The following is a 17774-nucleotide window of genomic DNA, read 5'->3' on the forward strand; positions in this document are numbered from 1 at the left end:
TCTTGTATGATTATTTTCTATTAAATGCAGGTATTATCGACTAACTGCATCTTTTTGATTTAAAAATGATTTAATCATTCAAATTACATAAAAAGTATTATATGGTTTTTGATTTATATGAGAATGAGGATTGCCTGGAAGTTAATAATTTTTATAAAAAATTGTTGGCCGAAATGCCCGATTTACTTTTTCAGTTTATAATAGACAAAAACAATAATTACTCTTTTCCACTTGTCAGTAAATCTGCTGATGATATTTTCGAGATTTCGGCTGCAGAGTTTACAAATGATATTAAACTCATTATATACGACAGAATTTTTCCTTCTGACAGGGAACTTTTTTTTCAATCTTTAGTTAAAGCGCGTAAGCAAGTAAAACCCTGGGAAGTAGAATTCAGAGCAGTTTTGCCAAAGAAAGGTTTGCGTTGGTTTAAGATCTCATCTAAAACCGAAAAGTTTTCTGCTGACAGTGATAGTATTAGCTTTTTTGGGCATGTTTCTGATATTACCGAGTTGAAGGATAAGGAAGAAAAATTACGTATTTCTGAAGAGCGATTCCAGTTTGCTCTTGATGCGTCAACAGTTGGTATTTGGGACTGGGATATGGTTACTAATAGGGTTTTCTATTCTTCATTATCACTTAAAATTCTGGAATTAGAATCAACAGATATTTTTGATGATCCTGAGCGTTGGGATAAAATCGTTCATCCCGATGATCTTCCAAAATATTACTCCGATATTCAGGAACACTTTGATAATAAAATACCTTATTATGAAAATTACCATCGTGTAATGACTTCAAGCGGTAATTATAAATGGATTTTGGATCGCGGAAAAGTAATTAAACGAGATGAAAACGGAAAACCATTGCGTGTGTTAGGAACGCATACAGATATTTCTTTGCAGAAAGAAAAAGAGTTAGAGATCGTAAAAACGATGAAATTATATAGTGACCAAAATAGCCGCTTGCTAAATTTTTCGCATATAGTTTCACATAACTTAAATACGCAGGCAGGAAATATAAAATCAATTTTAGACTTTATTGATGCCGATGTAGATAAGCAAACTATTAACGAAATGTTATTACATTTAAGAACGGTTTCTAATGATTTGAATGATACTATTTCGAATTTAACTCAAATTGTAAAAACGCAAAGCAATATTAATATTGCTGTTGTTCCTTTGAAACTTTGCGAGTACATAGAAAAAACAATAACAACGATAAAAGGGTATGATAAACAGAAGAATGTTACGGTTGTAAATAATGTCCCGAATTATTTGACTATTAATTTTAATCCTGCGTATCTTGAGAGTGTTTTATTGAATTTTACCACAAATGCTATTAAATATGCTCATCCGGATCGGGATCCAATTGTTGTTTTTGATTTTGCGATTGAACCTGAAGGTCAAAAATCATTAAAAATTACAGATAATGGTTTGGGTATAGATTTGGCCGTGCATGGCGATTTATTATTTGGTATGTATAAAACCTTTCATAAACATGAAGAAGCACGCGGAATTGGGTTATATATTACCAGAAATCAAATAGAGGCCATGAAAGGAAGTATTTCTGTTGAAAGCCAAGTAGGAGTGGGAACGAGTTTTAAGATTGTATTTAGTGATCTTTAAGGGCTGACAGTGTCGCGGTAGAGATTGAACCGGATACCATTTTATATAAACATAGCCAACGGTGTTTCAACCGTTGGGACGCAAACATTATCATAGTCGTAATCCCAAGGTTAAAATCTCGGGCTATAATGGAAATAAGGAGAATTTCACTGACGTAAGAAATATTTAGTTTTCATTTATAGGACTTCACAGGTTTCGGATGAATGCCAAAATATAAAAACAACAAAGGCTATCTTTTAAGATAGCCTTTGTTGTTTTTATAAGGAAAGGAGATTACTTCGCAATATTAACTGCTCTGGTTTCTCTAATTACTGTTACTTTAACCTGACCTGGATAAGTCATTTCAGTCTGGATTTTTTGTGAAATCTCGAAAGATAAGTTAGCTGCATTATCATCAGAAACTTTTTCGCTTTCTACGATTACACGAAGCTCTCTACCAGCCTGAATTGCATAAGCATTTTTAACACCTGTAAATCCGTAAGCTACTTCTTCAAGATCTTTCAAACGTTGGATATAAGAATCTAAAACCTGACGTCTTGCTCCTGGTCTTGCTCCTGAAATAGCATCACAAACCTGAATAATTGGTGACAATAATGATTTCATTTCGATTTCGTCGTGGTGAGCTCCAATTGCATTGCAAACTTCTTCTTTCTCACCATATTTTTCAGCCCATTGCATACCTAGTAAAGCGTGAGGTAAATCACTTTCAGTATCCGGCACTTTTCCAATATCGTGAAGTAAACCAGCTCTTTTAGCTAATTTTACATTTAAACCTAATTCGGCTGCCATGATACCACAAAGTTTAGAAACTTCTCTTGAGTGTTGTAATAAGTTTTGTCCGTAAGAAGAACGGTATTTCATTCTACCTACAACTTTAATCAATTCAGGATGTAATCCATGAATTCCTAAGTCAATAACTGTACGCTTACCAACTTCGATAATTTCATCATCAATTTGTTTAGCTGTTTTAGCAACAACCTCTTCAATTCTTGCCGGGTGAATACGTCCGTCAGTTACCAATTTGTGTAATGACAAACGAGCAATTTCTCTACGTACAGGATCAAAACAAGAAAGGATAATAGCTTCCGGTGTGTCATCAACAATGATTTCAACTCCGGTTGCAGCTTCAAGAGCTCTAATGTTACGACCTTCACGTCCAATGATTCTACCTTTTACATCATCTGATTCAATGTTAAATACAGAAACGCAATTCTCTACTGCTTCTTCTGTTCCAACTCTTTGAATCGTATTGATGATAATTTTCTTTGCTTCTTGTTGCGCTGTAAGTTTTGCCTCTTCAATAGTGTCCTGAATATGAGACATAGCTTTACTCTTAGCTTCAGCTTTTAAGCCTTCCACTAATTGTTCTTTTGCTTCTTCAGCAGAAAGCCCTGAAATTACTTCTAGCTGTTGTAATTGGCTTTTATGTAGTTTGTCAACTTCAGCTTGTTTTTTGTCTAAAACTTCAATTTTGTTATCGTATTCTAAAGTTTTAGCTTCGAAATCATCATTTACTTTTTTAGCTTTTGAAAGCTCATTTGATATTTGTGATTCTTTATCGCGAACTCTTTTTTCTACTTCAGCAACTTTTTTGTCTCTGGCCAAAATAACTTGTTCGTGTTCGGCTTTCAATTCGATAAAACGTTCTTTTGCCTGAAGGATTTTATCTTTTTTAATATTTTCTGCTTCTAAATTAGCATCTTTTAAAATGGAAGCTGCTTCTTTTTTTGCGTTTTTTATGAGATTAGAAATATTACTTTTTTCGATAATTTTAGCTATTCCAAAACCTGCTGTAATACCTATAATACCTGAAATAATGATCGTTATGATGTCCATGTTTGTTTAAATTTATATATAAAAAAAGCCTACATTAATTGCTTGAATAAACTCGTAAAGACAAGTTTTGAGCTAACTCACTGTTCAAGTTTCCAAGCCGAAGCATGGCATACTATAGTAGCGACGATTTGCTCATTCTAAATTGTTAGTGTTGAGTTTACCAATTGTGAACTAATGTAGGCAGTATCTTAGTTTCTGTAAAGAACGTTTAATTTTCGAGATATTGATCTAATAGCGAATTTAATCTTTTAATTCTTTCGATGGTCTCTTCGCCATCGATCGCGTTATCAATTTGTTTTTGTTCAACCTGTGATGCAAATTGCAGTGCACACATAGCTAATACATCTTGTTTGTCACGAACCGCGTAACTTTCTTCGAATTGCTTAATCATAGCATCAATTTTTTTAGAAGCACTTCTAAGTCCTTCTTCCTGAGCGGGTTCAACCGTTAACGGATAAACGCGGTCTGCAATTGATATTTTAATTCTAAGCTTTCCGTCCATGTTTTTCTAATCTGATAGTTGTGCTATACAGTAATCAATTTCGCGAATTAATGAATTTATTTTAAGCTTTGTCTCTCTCTTGTTATTGTCGCTGCCGAGCAACGAATTGGCTATTTTAAGTGTATCATATTGCTTTTTCAAAGCCTCCATTTCTTCAGATTGTTTCTGGATGATTTGCGCAGCTTTGGCTAATTGTAATCGTAATTCCTGATTGTTTTTCTCCAGGCCTTTTGATTTTTCAAAAAGCTTTTCGACTTTATATTCAAGAGTATCAATTATTTCGGCAATTACACTCATTATAAATCCTATTCATTACTTAATCATACAAAGTTAGTATTCCTTTTTATTAATGCAATTTTTTATCGATTTTTTTGCATTAAAAATAGACAAATAAATGAAATTCAATCAATTGTATTTTTGTCTTATTCTGATCGGTTTTCGCCTGTTATTTTTTTATCTTAGCAAAAATGTTGCTTATGAGATTTTCAGTACTTACCCTATTATTTTGCCAGTTTATTTTTGCTCAGGCTCAATATCCCAAAGATTATTTTGATCCTCCACTAGATATTCCGATGCAGCTATCGGGTAATTTTGGTGAGTTGAGACCGAATCATTTTCATGCGGGTTTCGATTTAAAAACCAATCAAAAGGAAGGACTGAATGTTTACGCAGTAGCAGATGGATATGTATCAAGAATAAAAATTTCGACTTTTGGTAACGGTAAATGTATTTACATAACACATCCAAATGGTTACACTTCGGTATACGGACACTTGCAAACGACAATGGGTGATATTCAGAATTATGTTCTGCAAACACATTATAAGGAAAAAGCATTCGAAATTGAAATGTTTCCAAAACCAGGTGAATTGCCTGTGACAAAAGGACAAATAATTGCGCTTTCTGGTAATACGGGTTCGTCTGAAGGTCCACATTTGCATTTTGAAATCAGAGATACAAAATCGGAGTTTGTGATTAATCCGATGTTCTTCGGATTTGATAAAAACATGAAAGACACTAAAAAGCCTACGATTTCTAGTTTATATGTCTATCCAATGGATAATACAACAGTTAATCAGTCAAATCAGCCTTTATTGTTGAATCTCTCCCTTCAAAAAGACGGAACCTACCTGGCAAGTAAGGTAAAAGCAAATGGAAAAATTGGTTTCGGAATTAATACGGTTGATTTTGATGATGTCTCGGGAAATAAAAATGGAGTTTTTAACGTATCGACTTTCGTTAACGGAAATCAAAATTATAATTATCAGTTTAATACTTATTCGTTTGATGAAATGCGCTATGTAAATGCCTTGATTGATTATGCTAAATATAAAAAATCAGGACAACGTATTCAAAAGCTTTTCATGAAAACACCTTTTGCGCTGAGCATTATAAAAACCGATTCGCTTCGTGGAATTATTCCGGTCGAGCCGAATTTAGCCTCAACTTATCGAATTGAAGTTTCAGATTATTTTGGAAATTTAAGCGCAATTACGGTTCCAATTGAATATGATATCGAAACGCCGCTTATAAATGCAGAACCGGTGACTTCTAAATATTTTATAAAAGCCAATAAAGATTACAATTTTGAAAAAGATAATATGTCAGTGTTTTTTCCAGCAGGAACATTTTATGATGATTTTAATTTGAATTTTGATGTAAAGAATAACAAAATCTATATTCATGACGATGTCGTTCCGGTTCATTCCAATTTTACGATTACAATAAAAGATAGTACCTATTCAGAAGCCTTACGAGACAAAGTTTTTATAGGAAGAAGCGGCAGTTATAATGCAACGACAAGGAAAAATGATGTTTTTACAGCGAAATCTAAAACTCTGGGGCAATTTGGTTTGGTACTCGATACGATCGCTCCAATTATTAAGATTGCAAAGCCAATTCAGGATAAATGGATCAGCGATATGAAAACAATTCAGTTTACAATAAGCGATAGTTTGTCCGGAATTAAATCGTACAACGGATATTTAAACGGAAATTGGGTTTTGTTTGAATATGATAATAAAACCAGAAAAATAACGCACAAGTTTGATGATACCTTACTAGCTGAAGGAGCAAATGATTTAAAAATTGAAGTGATTGATAATGTGGGTAATTCTGCTATCTTTGAAACTCATTTTTTTAGAAGCCAACCAAAATAAAACCACAACATTTGAGCCATCGTCAATTAATATTTGTTTTCCTTTTTCTTTGCAGCTGTGTTTCATTTGCTCAGAATGCTCATGTAAAAGGTATTATTTTAGATCAGGAAAACCGGCCGGTTTCAGATGTAAATATTGCAGCTTTGGGAAATGTTTCGCAGTCAGATTCAAATGGTTTTTTTGAAATTGAAATTCCTTCGCATAAAAAAGTTTCCTTGATTTTTACTCATATTTCTTTAAAAATGATGAGTCTTACGGTGAGTTTAAAACCGAATGAAGTTTTCGTTTTTAATCCGGTAATGAGCAATTCTGAAGAACAAATGGGAGAAGTATTTGTATCTTCTAAAAGCAAAAAACGTGTTCAGGGAATCACGACAATAGATGTTGCGACAATCAAAAAGATTCCCGGAGCAAATGCAGGAATCGAAAATATTTTAAAAACATTACCAGGAGTAAATTCTAATAATGAATTGAGTACACAATATGCAGTTCGGGGTGGAAATTATGATGAAAATTTAGTCTACGTAAATGAAGTCGAAGTTTATCGTCCGTTTTTAATTCGTTCCGGACAGCAGGAAGGTTTAAGTTTTACAAATACCGATTTGGTTCAGAATGTCGATTTTTCGGCAGGAGGATTTGAAGCTAAATTTGGGGATAAATTATCCTCTGTTTTAGATATTACCTATCGAAAACCAACACAATTTGGTGCTGCTTTTGAAGTCAGTTTATTGGGCGCAAGTGCCGCAGTTGATTTGGTTTCTAAAAATAAAAAATGGTCTGCAGTAACCGGAGTTCGTTATAGAAATAATAGTTTGCTTGTTAATAGTCAAGATACAGAAACAAATTATACCCCAACTTTTGCTGATATTCAAACGAATATAACTTATGATATTTCTAAAAAATGGCAAATGAGTTTTTTAGGAAATATTTCTCAGAATAAGTATTTATATCAGCCTTTAACGCGGGAAACCAGATTTGGAACGATAGACCAGCCAATGGAGCTGAATGTTTATTATGAGGGGCAAGAGAAAGATCAATACGATACTTATTTTGGAGCACTTAAAACTACTTATAAAGTTTCTCCGGATTTTACTTTAAAGTTAATCGGTTCCTTATTTCATACAACAGAAAAGGAACATTTTGATATTTTGGCACAATACCGATTAGGAAATGTTACTACTGAAGGAGAACCTGAGGCAATTGATTTTACTCGTGGAATTGGTTCTCAACTCAATCACGCAAGAAATGATTTGGATGCTTTAATTGCAAATATTGAAATTAAAGGTTTTAAGGAATGGAAAAATGACAGCCAGCTAGAATTTGGTTTAAAATATACAAGAGAATCCATTCGTGACAGGGTTATAGAGTGGGAAGTAATTGATTCGGCGGGATTTTCTATAAATCCTCCTTTGGTTATTCTGCCAAAAAATAATCAGCCTTATCAACCTTATACCGGGCCACTTTTACCTTATCAGGATGTTCGTGCAACAAATTTTAATACGATAAACAGAATTGCAGGTTATGCACAATGGAATCAGAAAACTGATATTGGCTCTAATGAGGTTTGGTATCATGTTGGTGCCCGTTTTCAGAGCTGGAATGTTTCTGGTGCAGCAGTTGAAGGCAAAAATCAAATTGTTTTTAGCCCGCGCGCTCAGTTTGCAATTAAACCGGATTGGAACATGGATATGGTTTTCAGACTTTCTGGGGGAATATATCATCAGCCGCCTTTTTATAGAGAACTTCGAGATATAAATGGAGTTGTGAATCCGAATGTGAAAGCTCAGGAATCAGTGCATATTGTTTTGAGTAATGATTATAACTTTAAAATGTGGAATCGCCCTTTTAAATGGGTTACTGAACTCTATTATAAATCACTTTCAGATGTAAATGTCTATTCAATAGACAATGTCCGGATTCGATATGTCGCCAATAATAATGCAAAAGCCTACGCTCAGGGTTTAGATTTTAGACTGAACGGAGAATTTGTTCCGGGAACTGAATCCTGGGTGAGTTTTGGTTATTTGAAAACAGAGGAAAACTACGAAAACAAAGGCTATATCTCCAGACCAACCGATCAACGTTTGAAGTTTGCCATGTTGTTTCAGGATTATATGCCGAATATTCCAAGTGTGAAATTATATTTGAATTTAGTTTACAATACTGGCTTACCAGGAGGTGCACCAGCATATTCAGATCCATATTTATATCAGAACAGACTAAACGACTACAGAAGGGCAGATGTAGGTTTTGCTAAAGTTTTTGTTGACAGTACTACTAAAACTGCTAAAGCAAACTGGTTGAAAGGTTTTAAAGAATTATCGGTTGGATTTGAAATTTTCAACCTTTTCAATAATCAAAACGCAATTACCAATACCTGGGTTAGAGATGTGTACTCTAAAAATGAATATGCGATTCCGAATTATATGACTTCGAGAGTTTTTAATGTAAAAATTAATGCGAAATTGTAAGGGATAAATGAAGTTAAAAATGAACTTCGGCAATAAGAAAAGAGTTTCTTGCGTTTTAAAAATTAAGAGTATATTGCCATTTTGAGAAAATTCAATAACAATAAATAATACAATCAAAAATACTATATTTGATATTCCAATATAATTAGCATAAATGAAAAACTATCTAAAATATATCGCCTTAGTAATCATCGGATCAGTAGTGAGTTGTAAAGACGATGCTCAGAAGCCGAAAGTAATTTATGATGCTTCAAATAAGGCAAAAGTGGTGGCTAAAACAGATTCTACGCAAATAGAAGTAGCTGATTTGCCAATTCAGATGGAAGGAACAAATTATTTAATTCATCCGGTTGGAGATTTGAGGGTTTTTGAAAGAGGAACAAAAGCACGTTACGGGTCATCGAGTGTAAATGATGTTAGTTTTACTATTTCAAACCTGGGCGAATTTGAAATTACGGGTTATTTGCAAAATCTGAAATTTCAAAAAGTTGACTCAGATTCTATTCGTCCTCTTTCTGATAAGCCAATTTTAATTTTAACGGCTACTTATTTAAAAGCAGTTGCAGATCATACTTTGAACAAAGTTATGGTCTACACTTTAACTGATTCTGATACCAATAAAGATGGAAAAATAGACACAGGTGATATTAAAACATTGTATTTAAGTGATATTAGTGGAGAAAATTTCACTAAAGTTTCACCGGATCTTCAGGAGTTAGTAGATTGGAGTTTGATTGAATCTAAAAATCGTATTTATTTTAGAACTATTGAAGATACCAACCAAAATGGACAATTCGATAAAAACGATGTTTTGCATTACAACTACATTGATTTAAACGCTAAAAAATGGGAAATTAAAAATTATAAACCTATTTAAGGTTCTAAGGTACTGAGATGCTAAGCTTCTAAGGCTTTAAATCTTTATACATAAAAAAGCCATTTGAAAATTTATATTTTCAAATGGCTTTTAATTTTTAGATTACAAAAAAATCTTTCTAATTCTTTTAATCTGTGGCAAAAATAACTCAGCATCTTAGTGTCTTAGAGCCTTAGCAACTTTTAAAAAATCTAAATCAAAATATCACTCTCCAAATCTGATTTCTCAATTTCAAAACCAAATTCCAGACGCTCTACTAATTCAATAACCAGTTTTTTATACCAGTTTTCTGATTTTGGATGAATGTATATCTTCTCGATCAATTGATTAATATCAACATTGATTTTTAAACCGTCATTTAGTTTGATTGTGCTTTTTGAGGTGTCTGTAATAATACGGACTTCACGTTCGTACTGAAAACTCTTTCGTTTAAACAAAAAAGGGAAAAACAAATCATCAAACGGAATATATTCTTTTTTGTAGTCAATGTAATTCACTTCACCAATATACTGGTCAAAATTATTTTCCGGCTTCAATGCTTTCTGTAATCTTCCAATCGTGGACTGAATAGCTAATCCTTCGCTGTTTTGAGTGAAAATTTGCCACATGGCATACGATTCATATTCGTTGATATGCCAGCTGCTTATAGCTACTTTTTCGCGATGTGTTTTATAGTAATTTAAAAAGTCAGGATTATCTGCAGCCAGTTTTCTAATCTCTTCAAAAGTGGGTTCGCTAAACGTGCCTTCATATTGATCTTCGAACTTGTCAGAACGTGACATGAATAATTTCTTAGACAATAATAAATCAAGAAATTTAGATAAGTCAAGATACTTCCAAACAACAGTATCGGGATCATCAGGAAGTTTTATGTTTGGATTATTAAGATACATTTTTAGAAAATTAAATAATCTACATAAAGTTAGAAAATTAAACACAGATTAAAGAAATTAAATATAGTTTAATATTTCCTTAATCTGTGTAAATGAGTTTTTTATTTTTAATCTTTTTAAGACTCGAAAGACTGCATCGTTACTAATTTGTTGTAGGTTCCGTTATGTGCAATTAATTCATCATGCGTTCCTTGTTCAACGATTTTCCCTTTTTGCATAACTACAATAACATCTGCTTTTTGAATGGTTGAAAGTCGGTGTGCGATAACAATCGAAGTTCTGTTTTGCATCATGTTTTCAAGGGCTACCTGAACAAATTTTTCGCTTTCTGTATCCAATGCCGATGTTGCTTCATCCAAAATCATAATCGGCGGATTTTTCAATACCGCTCTGGCAATAGATAAACGTTGTTTTTGACCTCCGGAAAGTTTGTTTCCACTGTCACCGATGTTGGTATAGATTCCTAAAGGTAATTCTTTTACAAATTCAAAAGCGTTGGCAATTTTCAATGCTTCAATAATTTCGTCATCTGTAGCGTCTAGTTTTCCTAAGGCAATATTAGCCTTGATCGTATCATTAAATAAAATGCTGTCTTGTGTAACTAACCCCATTAAACCGCGAAGCGACTGTAAATTCATATCCTTGATGTTGACTCCATCAATTGAAATTGTTCCGTCATTTACATCGTAAAAACGGGTTAGTAAATTCGCAATGGTACTTTTTCCACTTCCGGATTGTCCAACAAGTGCCACAGTTTGTCCTTTTTTAATCTGAAGAGAAAAGTCTTTTAAAACCGTTTCATCTTCATATTTAAAGTTGATGTTTTGAACGCTAATGTTATCATCAAAAGATGTTTTTTCGATCGCATTATCTTTTGAGGTAATAGTGTTTTCTTGCTCTAAAATTTCAAGAACACGTTCAGCTGCAGCGTTTCCTCTTTTTACTCCGTATGAAGCTTTAGAAATTGCTTTTGCAGGTGTTAGAATATTATAAGCCAATCCCATATAGGCAATAAATGAAGCTCCTGCCAGGGTTTTATCAATTAAAACCATTTGACCTCCATACCAAAGCAAAATAGCGATTACAGTGATTCCCATGAATTCACTTGCGGGTGATGCTAAATTTTGACGATTTCCAATACTATTCGATAGTTTGAAAAAACGTTCTGTTGAATTTTGAAAAACGTTATTGAAATAATTTTCAGAATTATATCCTTTTACCACTTTCAGCCCACCAATAGTTTCTTCAATGGTAGATAAAAATTGTCCTTGTTCTTGTTGTGCTTTTGAAGATTGTTTTTTTAGCTGTTTTCCAATTAATGAAATTAAATACCCGGAAATCGGAATAAAAATAAAAACAAAAAGAGTCAATTTTGCACTAATAGCAAACATAGTTGCGATCGTAAAAATAATAGTTAAAGGTTCTTTGATGATAAGTTCTAAAATAGCTAGAAATGAAGTTTGAACTTCATTAACATCTGCGGAAATTCTGGAAATCACATCACCCTTTCTTTTTTCTGAATAAAAAGCCAAAGGTAATTCCAGCGTTTTCTTATACAATGCATTTCTCATATCTCTCAAAATTCCATTTCGAAGAAAATTGATGAAAAACATAGCTAAATAATCGGCTAAGTTCTTTAATAAGAAGATTGATATAATTCCGCTTACCATAACTCCTAAGGTATATCCAACACCATAAGTATCTGTAATATGGGTAATGAAATAACTTAAATAATTTTCAGCATATGTTTTAATTTCCCAAATTCCTGCATAAACAGGTTCAATTGTGTTTCTTTTGGTTTGATCAAATAAAACCTGAATCATAGGAATTAACGACACAAACGAAAGTGTACTGAAAAGTGCATACAAAACATTAAAAAAGATGTTTAGAAATGCGTATTTTTTATACGGATATATAAAAGGAACTATTTTTTTGAAATTACTCATTTATTTTTTGATGTTATTTTCTGCTATGGCAATGGCTCTTTCGAGTTTTTCCAGCAATAATTTTTAGTTAAGCCGGAAATTTAAAACTTAGTCCTCTGTTTTAATTAATCAAAGGTTTGAGGCAATATTAATTGTGCAGACAATGTCTGCACAATTGTAAAGTTTTGAAATATAATATTCTATTTCAACTGCATTCCTGCAATGATATTTTGTATTTTTTCATCTAAGAAACTCTCAGTAGCATCAAAATCCTGAACAGATTCTAATTCTGCATTTACACTAATGTAGAATTTAATTTTTGGCTCAGTTCCGCTTGGTCTTGCACAAATTTTAGATCCGTCTTCCGTATAGTAAATCAATACATTTGATTTCGGAATGTCCATCGCAGATTCTTCACCAGTCAATAAATTCAAAGCAACTGACGATTGGTAATCTTCCACCATAATTACTCTTTGTCCACTGATTTCTTTCAAAGGGTTTTCACGCAGATCAATCATCATCTGATTAATTTCCTGTAAACCTTCCATTCCTTTTTTAGTCAATGAAACCAAATATTCTTTGTAAAAACCATGTGCAACATAAAGCTGTAAAAGTTCTTTATAAACAGTGCTTCCGGCAGCTTTTGCCTGAGCAGCAACTTCACAAATTAATAAGGTAGCAGCAACGGCATCTTTGTCTCTAACGGCATCACCAACCATAAACCCAAAGCTTTCTTCGCCACCTCCAATAAATTGAAGTTCAGGGAAATCTTTAATCATTTTGGCAATCCATTTAAAACCTGTCAAACCCACTTTGCATTCAACGCCATAACTTGTTGCTAATTCCATCATCATCGGAGTAGAAACAATTGTAGAACCAACGAATTGTTTTCCGTCAATTTTTCCGGCTTTTTTCCATTGTTTCAATAAGAAAGAAGTCATCAAAATCATGGTTTGATTTCCGTTAAGCAAAATCATTTTACCATCATTATTTCTAACGGCAACACCCAAACGGTCACAATCAGGATCTGTTCCAACAACGATATCTGAGTTTGTTTTATCAGCCAAAGCCAAAGCCATTGTCAAAGCTTCAGGCTCTTCCGGATTTGGAGATTTTACTGTTGGAAAATCCCCATCAGGAATTGCTTGTTCCGGTACGATATGCACGTTTTTATAACCTGCCTGAGATAATGTATCTGGAATAGATTTTATAGAAGTTCCGTGTAATGAAGTAAATACAATCTGTAAATTATCTTTCGCCTCAGCCGGAGTATTAAAACTGGCATTTTCTATAGAGGATTTAATGAAAGCCTTGTCGATTTCAGTATCAATATATTCAATCAGACTTTCGTTTGCATTGAATTTAATTTTATCGTAACCTAAATTTTCAATTACATTAATAATGGCAGCGTCTTCCGGTGGAACAATTTGTCCACCATCTTGCCAATATACTTTGTATCCATTATATTCTGGTGGATTGTGCGAAGCTGTAAGAACAATTCCACACTGGCAGCCTAAATGTTTAAGGGCAAATGATAATTCGGGAGTCGGTCTTAAATCTGAAAATAAATAAACATGGATTCCGTTTGCAGAGAAAACATCAGCAACAACTTTTGCCAGAGTATTGCTGTTATGACGACAATCATAAGCAATAACAACCTTTAAAGGTTGGTTTGGAAAAACTTCATGTAAGTAATCAGATAAACCCTGAGTGTTTTTTCCAAGTGTATATTTGTTAATTCTGTTGTTTCCAACGCCCATAACACCACGCATTCCACCAGTTCCAAATTCAAGATTTTTATAGAAACTTTCTTCAAGTTCTTTAGAAGACGTTGTCATTAATTCTTTAACTGCCGCTTGTGTTTCTTTGTCAAATGTAGGGGTCAGCCATTCGTTTACAGCATTCAATATATTAGGTGCTATATTCATCGTTCGTATCTTTTTATATTTAAATAATAATTTTATGGAGCTATTTCCTGCTGTCCTTCCAGTCTTTTGTGTCCGCCGCGGCGGGCATAAAAGAATTTTACTCCCGAGCCTTCGGGACTGTCAGGGCTAGGGATTTACGTTAAAAATTAACCTCTCGGGCCACCTTATAACGTGCTTCATTACTTTTGGTTCTCAAAATAATTTCACCAAGAAAACCTGCCAAAAACAATTGCGTCCCTATTATCATGGATGTAATTGATAAATAGAAATGAGGTCTTTCTGTAATTAAACGGCTTGTTTTATGGATAAATAATTTGTCGATTCCTAAGTATAAAGCTAATAAAAATCCAATCATAAACATAATCGATCCTAATAAACCAAATAAGTGCATTGGTCTTTTTCCAAATCTTGACAAAAACCAGATTGTAATCAAATCAAGAAAACCGTTGATAAAACGATCCATACCAAATTTGGTTTCCCCATATTTTCTGGCCTGATGAATTACAACTTTTTCTCCAATTTTATTAAAACCGGCATTTTTTGCCAAAACCGGAATGTATCGGTGCATTTCGCCGGATACTTCGATGTTTTTTACAACGGTGTTTTTGTATGCTTTTAATCCGCAGTTAAAATCATTCAATTCAACTCCTGAAGTTTTTCTGGCAGCCCAATTAAATAATTTTGAAGGAAGGTTTTTTGCCACGACAGAATCGTAACGTTTCTTTTTCCAACCTGAAACCAAATCAAATTTTTCTTTGGTAATCATTTCAAACAATCCCGGAATTTCATCAGGACTGTCTTGCAAATCGGCGTCCATTGTAATAATGACGTCGCCCTTTGCTTTGGCAAAACCCGCGTGCAATGCCTGTGATTTTCCAAAATTCTTCATAAAACGAACTCCTTTTACATTCGGATTTTCATTTGAAAAACTTTCAATAATATTCCAGGAATCATCCGTACTTCCATCATCTACAAAAATGATTTCATAAGAGTAATTGTTAGATTGCATCACTTTAATAATCCACGAATAGAGTTCCTGAAGTGATTCCTCCTCGTTTAGAAGCGGTATAAGTATAGATAAATTCATTTATTTTTTTATTCTTGTGTAGTTTTGCTTTTAAAAAATGCTGCGAAAATTAAACCGAAAATTGCACTAATTACGATCGCAAAAACAGAACCTTTTAATAATTCTAAAGTCGAATAAGGATTGCTTAGTTTCATTTTTGCAATAGTTTCATTAATAACTGAAGCTGGTGAGCCAAATTTTTGCATCATTCCAACAGTATATTTAATCATCAATTCGCTTAAAGTGTCTTTTGCGCTTGGGTCAATAACATTAAATAGAATAATATTAAAAAGAGTAGAAATCAGAATCCCGATTACTGCAGCAATAAAATAAGTAGTAAAAGCTTCTTTAAAGCTAAAAATGCCATTTAGTTCTTTCTTTGTTTTAGAAAGTAAAATGATAGAAATAGTTAAGCTGATAGCGATTCCTATTAATCCCATCCACCATGCGGTGAATAAATTTAAATCAACCGCATAGATAGTTGCAGTTATTAAAGCAGATGCAATTCCAATCATTACACCGTAAGTAATCCCGTTCTTTTTTATAACTTCATTAATCATATTTCTATATGTTTTAAAATTAATCCACAAATATAGCAATTCCCGATATAATCGCAGATAAAAAAAGCTTTTTGAATTTTGCTAAAAAAAATGAGCTAAATGTTTGTTTATTAAAAAAGAATTGTAAATTTGCACACTCAAAAATAATTAAATTTTTAAACAAAAAAGAGTATCCTTTTGTTTACACCTTTTTCTAACCATGGAAAAGCTTCAAAATAAAAATGCTCTAAACAATAAATAAAAGAAAAGATGAAAAAAGGAATTCACCCAGAAAATTACAGATTAGTTGCATTTAAAGACATGTCAAATGACGAAGTTTTTATCACTAAATCTACTGCAGATACAAGAGAAACAATTGAAGTTGACGGAGTTGAGTATCCAGTTGTAAAAATGGAGATTTCTAGAACATCTCACCCTTTTTATACTGGTAAATCTAAACTTATCGATACTGCAGGACGTATTGATAAATTTAAAACTAAATATGCAAAACACGCTAAAAACTAATAGCTGTTTTTTATTCATACAAAGTAGCTGTCTCAAAACTGAGGCAGCTATTTTTTTTAGGCTTGTTTTTTTCTGGTCAATTTTGTATATTTAATCAGTGATTAACAGCTGATTATATATGAGATTCAAGGTTTGATGATCTGATTGCGGAGAAACACCCGGTTCGCATAGTTGACCAGGTTGTGGAGTCTATTAATATCCAACCCCTTTTAAAAGCCTACAGCAAAGAAGGTGCTCCRGGCTATCATCCAAAGATGCTGCTCAAAGTGATGTTGTATGCTTATATGACCAATGTATATTCGTCACGAAAAATTGAATTGGCCCTTCGTGAGAACATCAATTTCATGTGGCTNATGCTGCTCAAAGTGATGTTGTATGCTTATATGACCAATGTATATTCGTCACGAAAAATTGAATTGGCCCTTCGTGAGAACATCAATTTCATGTGGCTTACTTCTATGACTGTTGTGGATCATAATACCATTAACCGTTTTAGGAGCGATAAACTTAAAGACAGCTTTAAGGAAATTTTCAAACAGGTGGTGCTRATGCTGGCATCAGAAGGCCTTGTTAATCTAAAACAAATCTATACCGATGGCACCAAGATAGAAGCCCAGGCGGGCAGATATACTTTTGTATGGGGCAACAGCATCAAAACCAAYAAAGCCAAAATGCTCACCCAGCTTGAAGAGTTATGGRATTATGCCCAAAGTTTAGACAATGANATATACTTTTGTATGGGGCAACAGCATCAAAACCAACAAAGCCAAAATGCTCACCCAGCTTGAAGAGTTATGGGATTATGCCCAAAGTTTAGACAATGARGAYGAYCCCAATCCKGAACCTACAGAGTTCAAGGAAATCAGTAAGGAAGTCATTGAGAAAACAGTAGCTAAAATAGATGCCAAACTCTCAGGTAACCAMAAGRCCAGTTCCAGGGCAAAAGCCAAATTGCGCTATATAAAAAATAATTTTRCGGCCAATCTGGAAAAGTATGAAAAACAGCAAGCTATCCTGGGAGAAAGAAACAGTTACAGCAAAACCGATACCCAGGCTACTTTTATGCGTATGAAAGAAGACCATATGCNCGGCCAATCTGGAAAAGTATGAAAAACAGCAAGCTATCCTGGGAGAAAGAAACAGTTACAGCAAAACCGATACCCAGGCTACTTTTATGCGTATGAAAGAAGACCATATGCKMAACGGKCAGCTCAAGCCCGCTTAYAATACACAGATATCCACCCARAACCAGATTATTGTTCACTATACCATCCACCAAAATCCGACYGACACCAAAACATTAAAGCCTCACTTGGAGAATTTTGAACAGACTTATGGAAAAAAAATCTTTAAAAAGCTGGAAGAAATAACAGCTGATGCAGGTTACGGCAGTGAAGAGAACTATGATTATCTGGAAAAAAAGAA

General features: G+C 33.6%; 15 protein-coding genes and 1 pseudogene. 8 read left to right on the plus strand and 8 right to left on the minus strand.

The window, feature by feature from the left end:
- Positions 1–101: 101 nt before the first annotated feature.
- Positions 102–1628 carry a PAS domain-containing sensor histidine kinase gene (locus ASC72_RS21640; RefSeq protein ID WP_056195865.1) on the plus strand — a complete coding sequence of 509 codons (1527 nt, stop codon included), beginning with the start codon at positions 102–104 and terminating at the stop codon, positions 1626–1628.
- A gap of 273 nt (positions 1629–1901) precedes the next feature.
- Here the strand turns inward: ASC72_RS21640 and rny are convergent, their stop codons facing one another.
- The 3 genes from rny to ASC72_RS21655 all read right to left on the minus strand — a co-directional run bounded on the left by rny (position 1902) and on the right by ASC72_RS21655 (position 4263).
- Positions 1902–3464, minus strand: a complete 1563-nt coding sequence (gene rny / locus ASC72_RS21645; RefSeq protein ID WP_056195867.1) for a ribonuclease Y — start codon at positions 3462–3464, stop codon at positions 1902–1904.
- Between the two features lie 208 nt (positions 3465–3672).
- A complete protein-coding gene (locus ASC72_RS21650) occupies positions 3673–3966 on the minus strand; it encodes a cell division protein ZapA (RefSeq protein ID WP_012022231.1) in 294 nt (97 codons plus the stop codon).
- Between the two features lie 6 nt (positions 3967–3972).
- Positions 3973–4263 (minus strand): hypothetical protein, encoded by a 291-nt coding sequence (locus ASC72_RS21655; protein ID WP_026984115.1) that lies wholly within the window; start codon positions 4261–4263, stop codon positions 3973–3975.
- A gap of 179 nt (positions 4264–4442) precedes the next feature.
- Between ASC72_RS21655 and ASC72_RS21660 the strand changes: the two genes are divergently transcribed.
- From ASC72_RS21660 to ASC72_RS21670, 3 genes are all read left to right on the plus strand, one after another.
- A complete protein-coding gene (locus ASC72_RS21660) occupies positions 4443–6125 on the plus strand; it encodes a M23 family metallopeptidase (RefSeq protein WP_056195915.1) in 1683 nt (560 codons plus the stop codon).
- Between the two features lie 11 nt (positions 6126–6136).
- Positions 6137–8596 carry a TonB-dependent receptor plug domain-containing protein gene (locus ASC72_RS21665; RefSeq protein ID WP_056195869.1) on the plus strand — a complete coding sequence of 820 codons (2460 nt, stop codon included), beginning with the start codon at positions 6137–6139 and terminating at the stop codon, positions 8594–8596.
- 154 nt (positions 8597–8750) lie between these two features.
- Complete coding sequence (locus tag ASC72_RS21670; RefSeq protein ID WP_056195871.1) at positions 8751–9473, plus strand: hypothetical protein; 723 nt, start codon at positions 8751–8753, stop codon at positions 9471–9473.
- Positions 9474–9664: 191 nt separating this feature from the next.
- Here ASC72_RS21670 and ASC72_RS21675 read toward each other — a convergent pair whose 3' ends face one another.
- From ASC72_RS21675 to ASC72_RS21695, 5 genes are all read right to left on the minus strand, one after another.
- Positions 9665–10366 carry a DUF2971 domain-containing protein gene (locus ASC72_RS21675; protein ID WP_056195873.1) on the minus strand — a complete coding sequence of 234 codons (702 nt, stop codon included), beginning with the start codon at positions 10364–10366 and terminating at the stop codon, positions 9665–9667.
- 116 nt (positions 10367–10482) lie between these two features.
- The gene (locus ASC72_RS21680) at positions 10483–12312 is read right to left on the minus strand and encodes an ABC transporter ATP-binding protein (RefSeq protein WP_056195875.1); all 1830 of its coding nucleotides are present in this window, start codon (positions 12310–12312) and stop codon (positions 10483–10485) included.
- Positions 12313–12491: 179 nt separating this feature from the next.
- Positions 12492–14219: a phospho-sugar mutase gene (locus tag ASC72_RS21685; protein ID WP_056195877.1), complete on the minus strand. Its 1728-nt coding sequence runs from the start codon at positions 14217–14219 to the stop codon at positions 12492–12494.
- A gap of 139 nt (positions 14220–14358) precedes the next feature.
- Entirely contained in the window at positions 14359–15306 is a 948-nt protein-coding gene (locus ASC72_RS21690) for a glycosyltransferase family 2 protein (protein ID WP_056195880.1), read from the minus strand.
- Between the two features lie 8 nt (positions 15307–15314).
- Positions 15315–15845, minus strand: coding sequence for a DUF4199 domain-containing protein (locus ASC72_RS21695; RefSeq protein ID WP_056195882.1), 531 nt, complete (start codon positions 15843–15845; stop codon positions 15315–15317).
- Positions 15846–16094: 249 nt separating this feature from the next.
- Here ASC72_RS21695 and ASC72_RS21700 point away from each other — a divergent pair, with 249 nt between their 5' ends.
- The 4 genes and pseudogenes from ASC72_RS21700 to ASC72_RS21715 form a co-directional block, all read left to right on the plus strand.
- Positions 16095–16349 (plus strand): type B 50S ribosomal protein L31, encoded by a 255-nt coding sequence (locus ASC72_RS21700; protein ID WP_056195885.1) that lies wholly within the window; start codon positions 16095–16097, stop codon positions 16347–16349.
- Between the two features lie 284 nt (positions 16350–16633).
- Positions 16634–16701, plus strand: a 68-nt coding sequence (locus tag ASC72_RS24880; RefSeq protein WP_371258476.1) for a hypothetical protein, incomplete at its 3' end; no start/stop codon positions are given.
- Positions 16702–16732: 31 nt separating this feature from the next.
- The coding region (locus ASC72_RS24675) for a transposase (protein ID WP_241775773.1) at positions 16733–17073 on the plus strand (341 nt) is incomplete at its 3' end.
- Between the two features lie 364 nt (positions 17074–17437).
- Positions 17438–17774: pseudogene (locus tag ASC72_RS21715) on the plus strand (transposase); the annotation flags it as partial.

It is taken from the genome of Flavobacterium sp. Root420 (genome assembly GCF_001427905.1).
In the GTDB taxonomy this organism is placed as follows: domain Bacteria; phylum Bacteroidota; class Bacteroidia; order Flavobacteriales; family Flavobacteriaceae; genus Flavobacterium.

Coding starts and splice junctions, on each gene's coding strand:
- ASC72_RS21640 (WP_056195865.1), top strand. CDS start 102: ATGGTTTTTGATTTATATGAGAATGAGGATTGCCTGGAAGTTAATAAT.
- rny (WP_056195867.1), bottom strand. CDS start 3,464: ATGGACATCATAACGATCATTATTTCAGGTATTATAGGTATTACAGCA.
- ASC72_RS21650 (WP_012022231.1), bottom strand. CDS start 3,966: ATGGACGGAAAGCTTAGAATTAAAATATCAATTGCAGACCGCGTTTAT.
- ASC72_RS21655 (WP_026984115.1), bottom strand. CDS start 4,263: ATGAGTGTAATTGCCGAAATAATTGATACTCTTGAATATAAAGTCGAA.
- ASC72_RS21660 (WP_056195915.1), top strand. CDS start 4,443: ATGAGATTTTCAGTACTTACCCTATTATTTTGCCAGTTTATTTTTGCT.
- ASC72_RS21670 (WP_056195871.1), top strand. CDS start 8,751: ATGAAAAACTATCTAAAATATATCGCCTTAGTAATCATCGGATCAGTA.
- ASC72_RS21675 (WP_056195873.1), bottom strand. CDS start 10,366: ATGTATCTTAATAATCCAAACATAAAACTTCCTGATGATCCCGATACT.
- ASC72_RS21680 (WP_056195875.1), bottom strand. CDS start 12,312: ATGAGTAATTTCAAAAAAATAGTTCCTTTTATATATCCGTATAAAAAA.
- ASC72_RS21685 (WP_056195877.1), bottom strand. CDS start 14,219: ATGAATATAGCACCTAATATATTGAATGCTGTAAACGAATGGCTGACC.
- ASC72_RS21690 (WP_056195880.1), bottom strand. CDS start 15,306: ATGAATTTATCTATACTTATACCGCTTCTAAACGAGGAGGAATCACTT.
- ASC72_RS21695 (WP_056195882.1), bottom strand. CDS start 15,845: ATGATTAATGAAGTTATAAAAAAGAACGGGATTACTTACGGTGTAATG.
- ASC72_RS21700 (WP_056195885.1), top strand. CDS start 16,095: ATGAAAAAAGGAATTCACCCAGAAAATTACAGATTAGTTGCATTTAAA.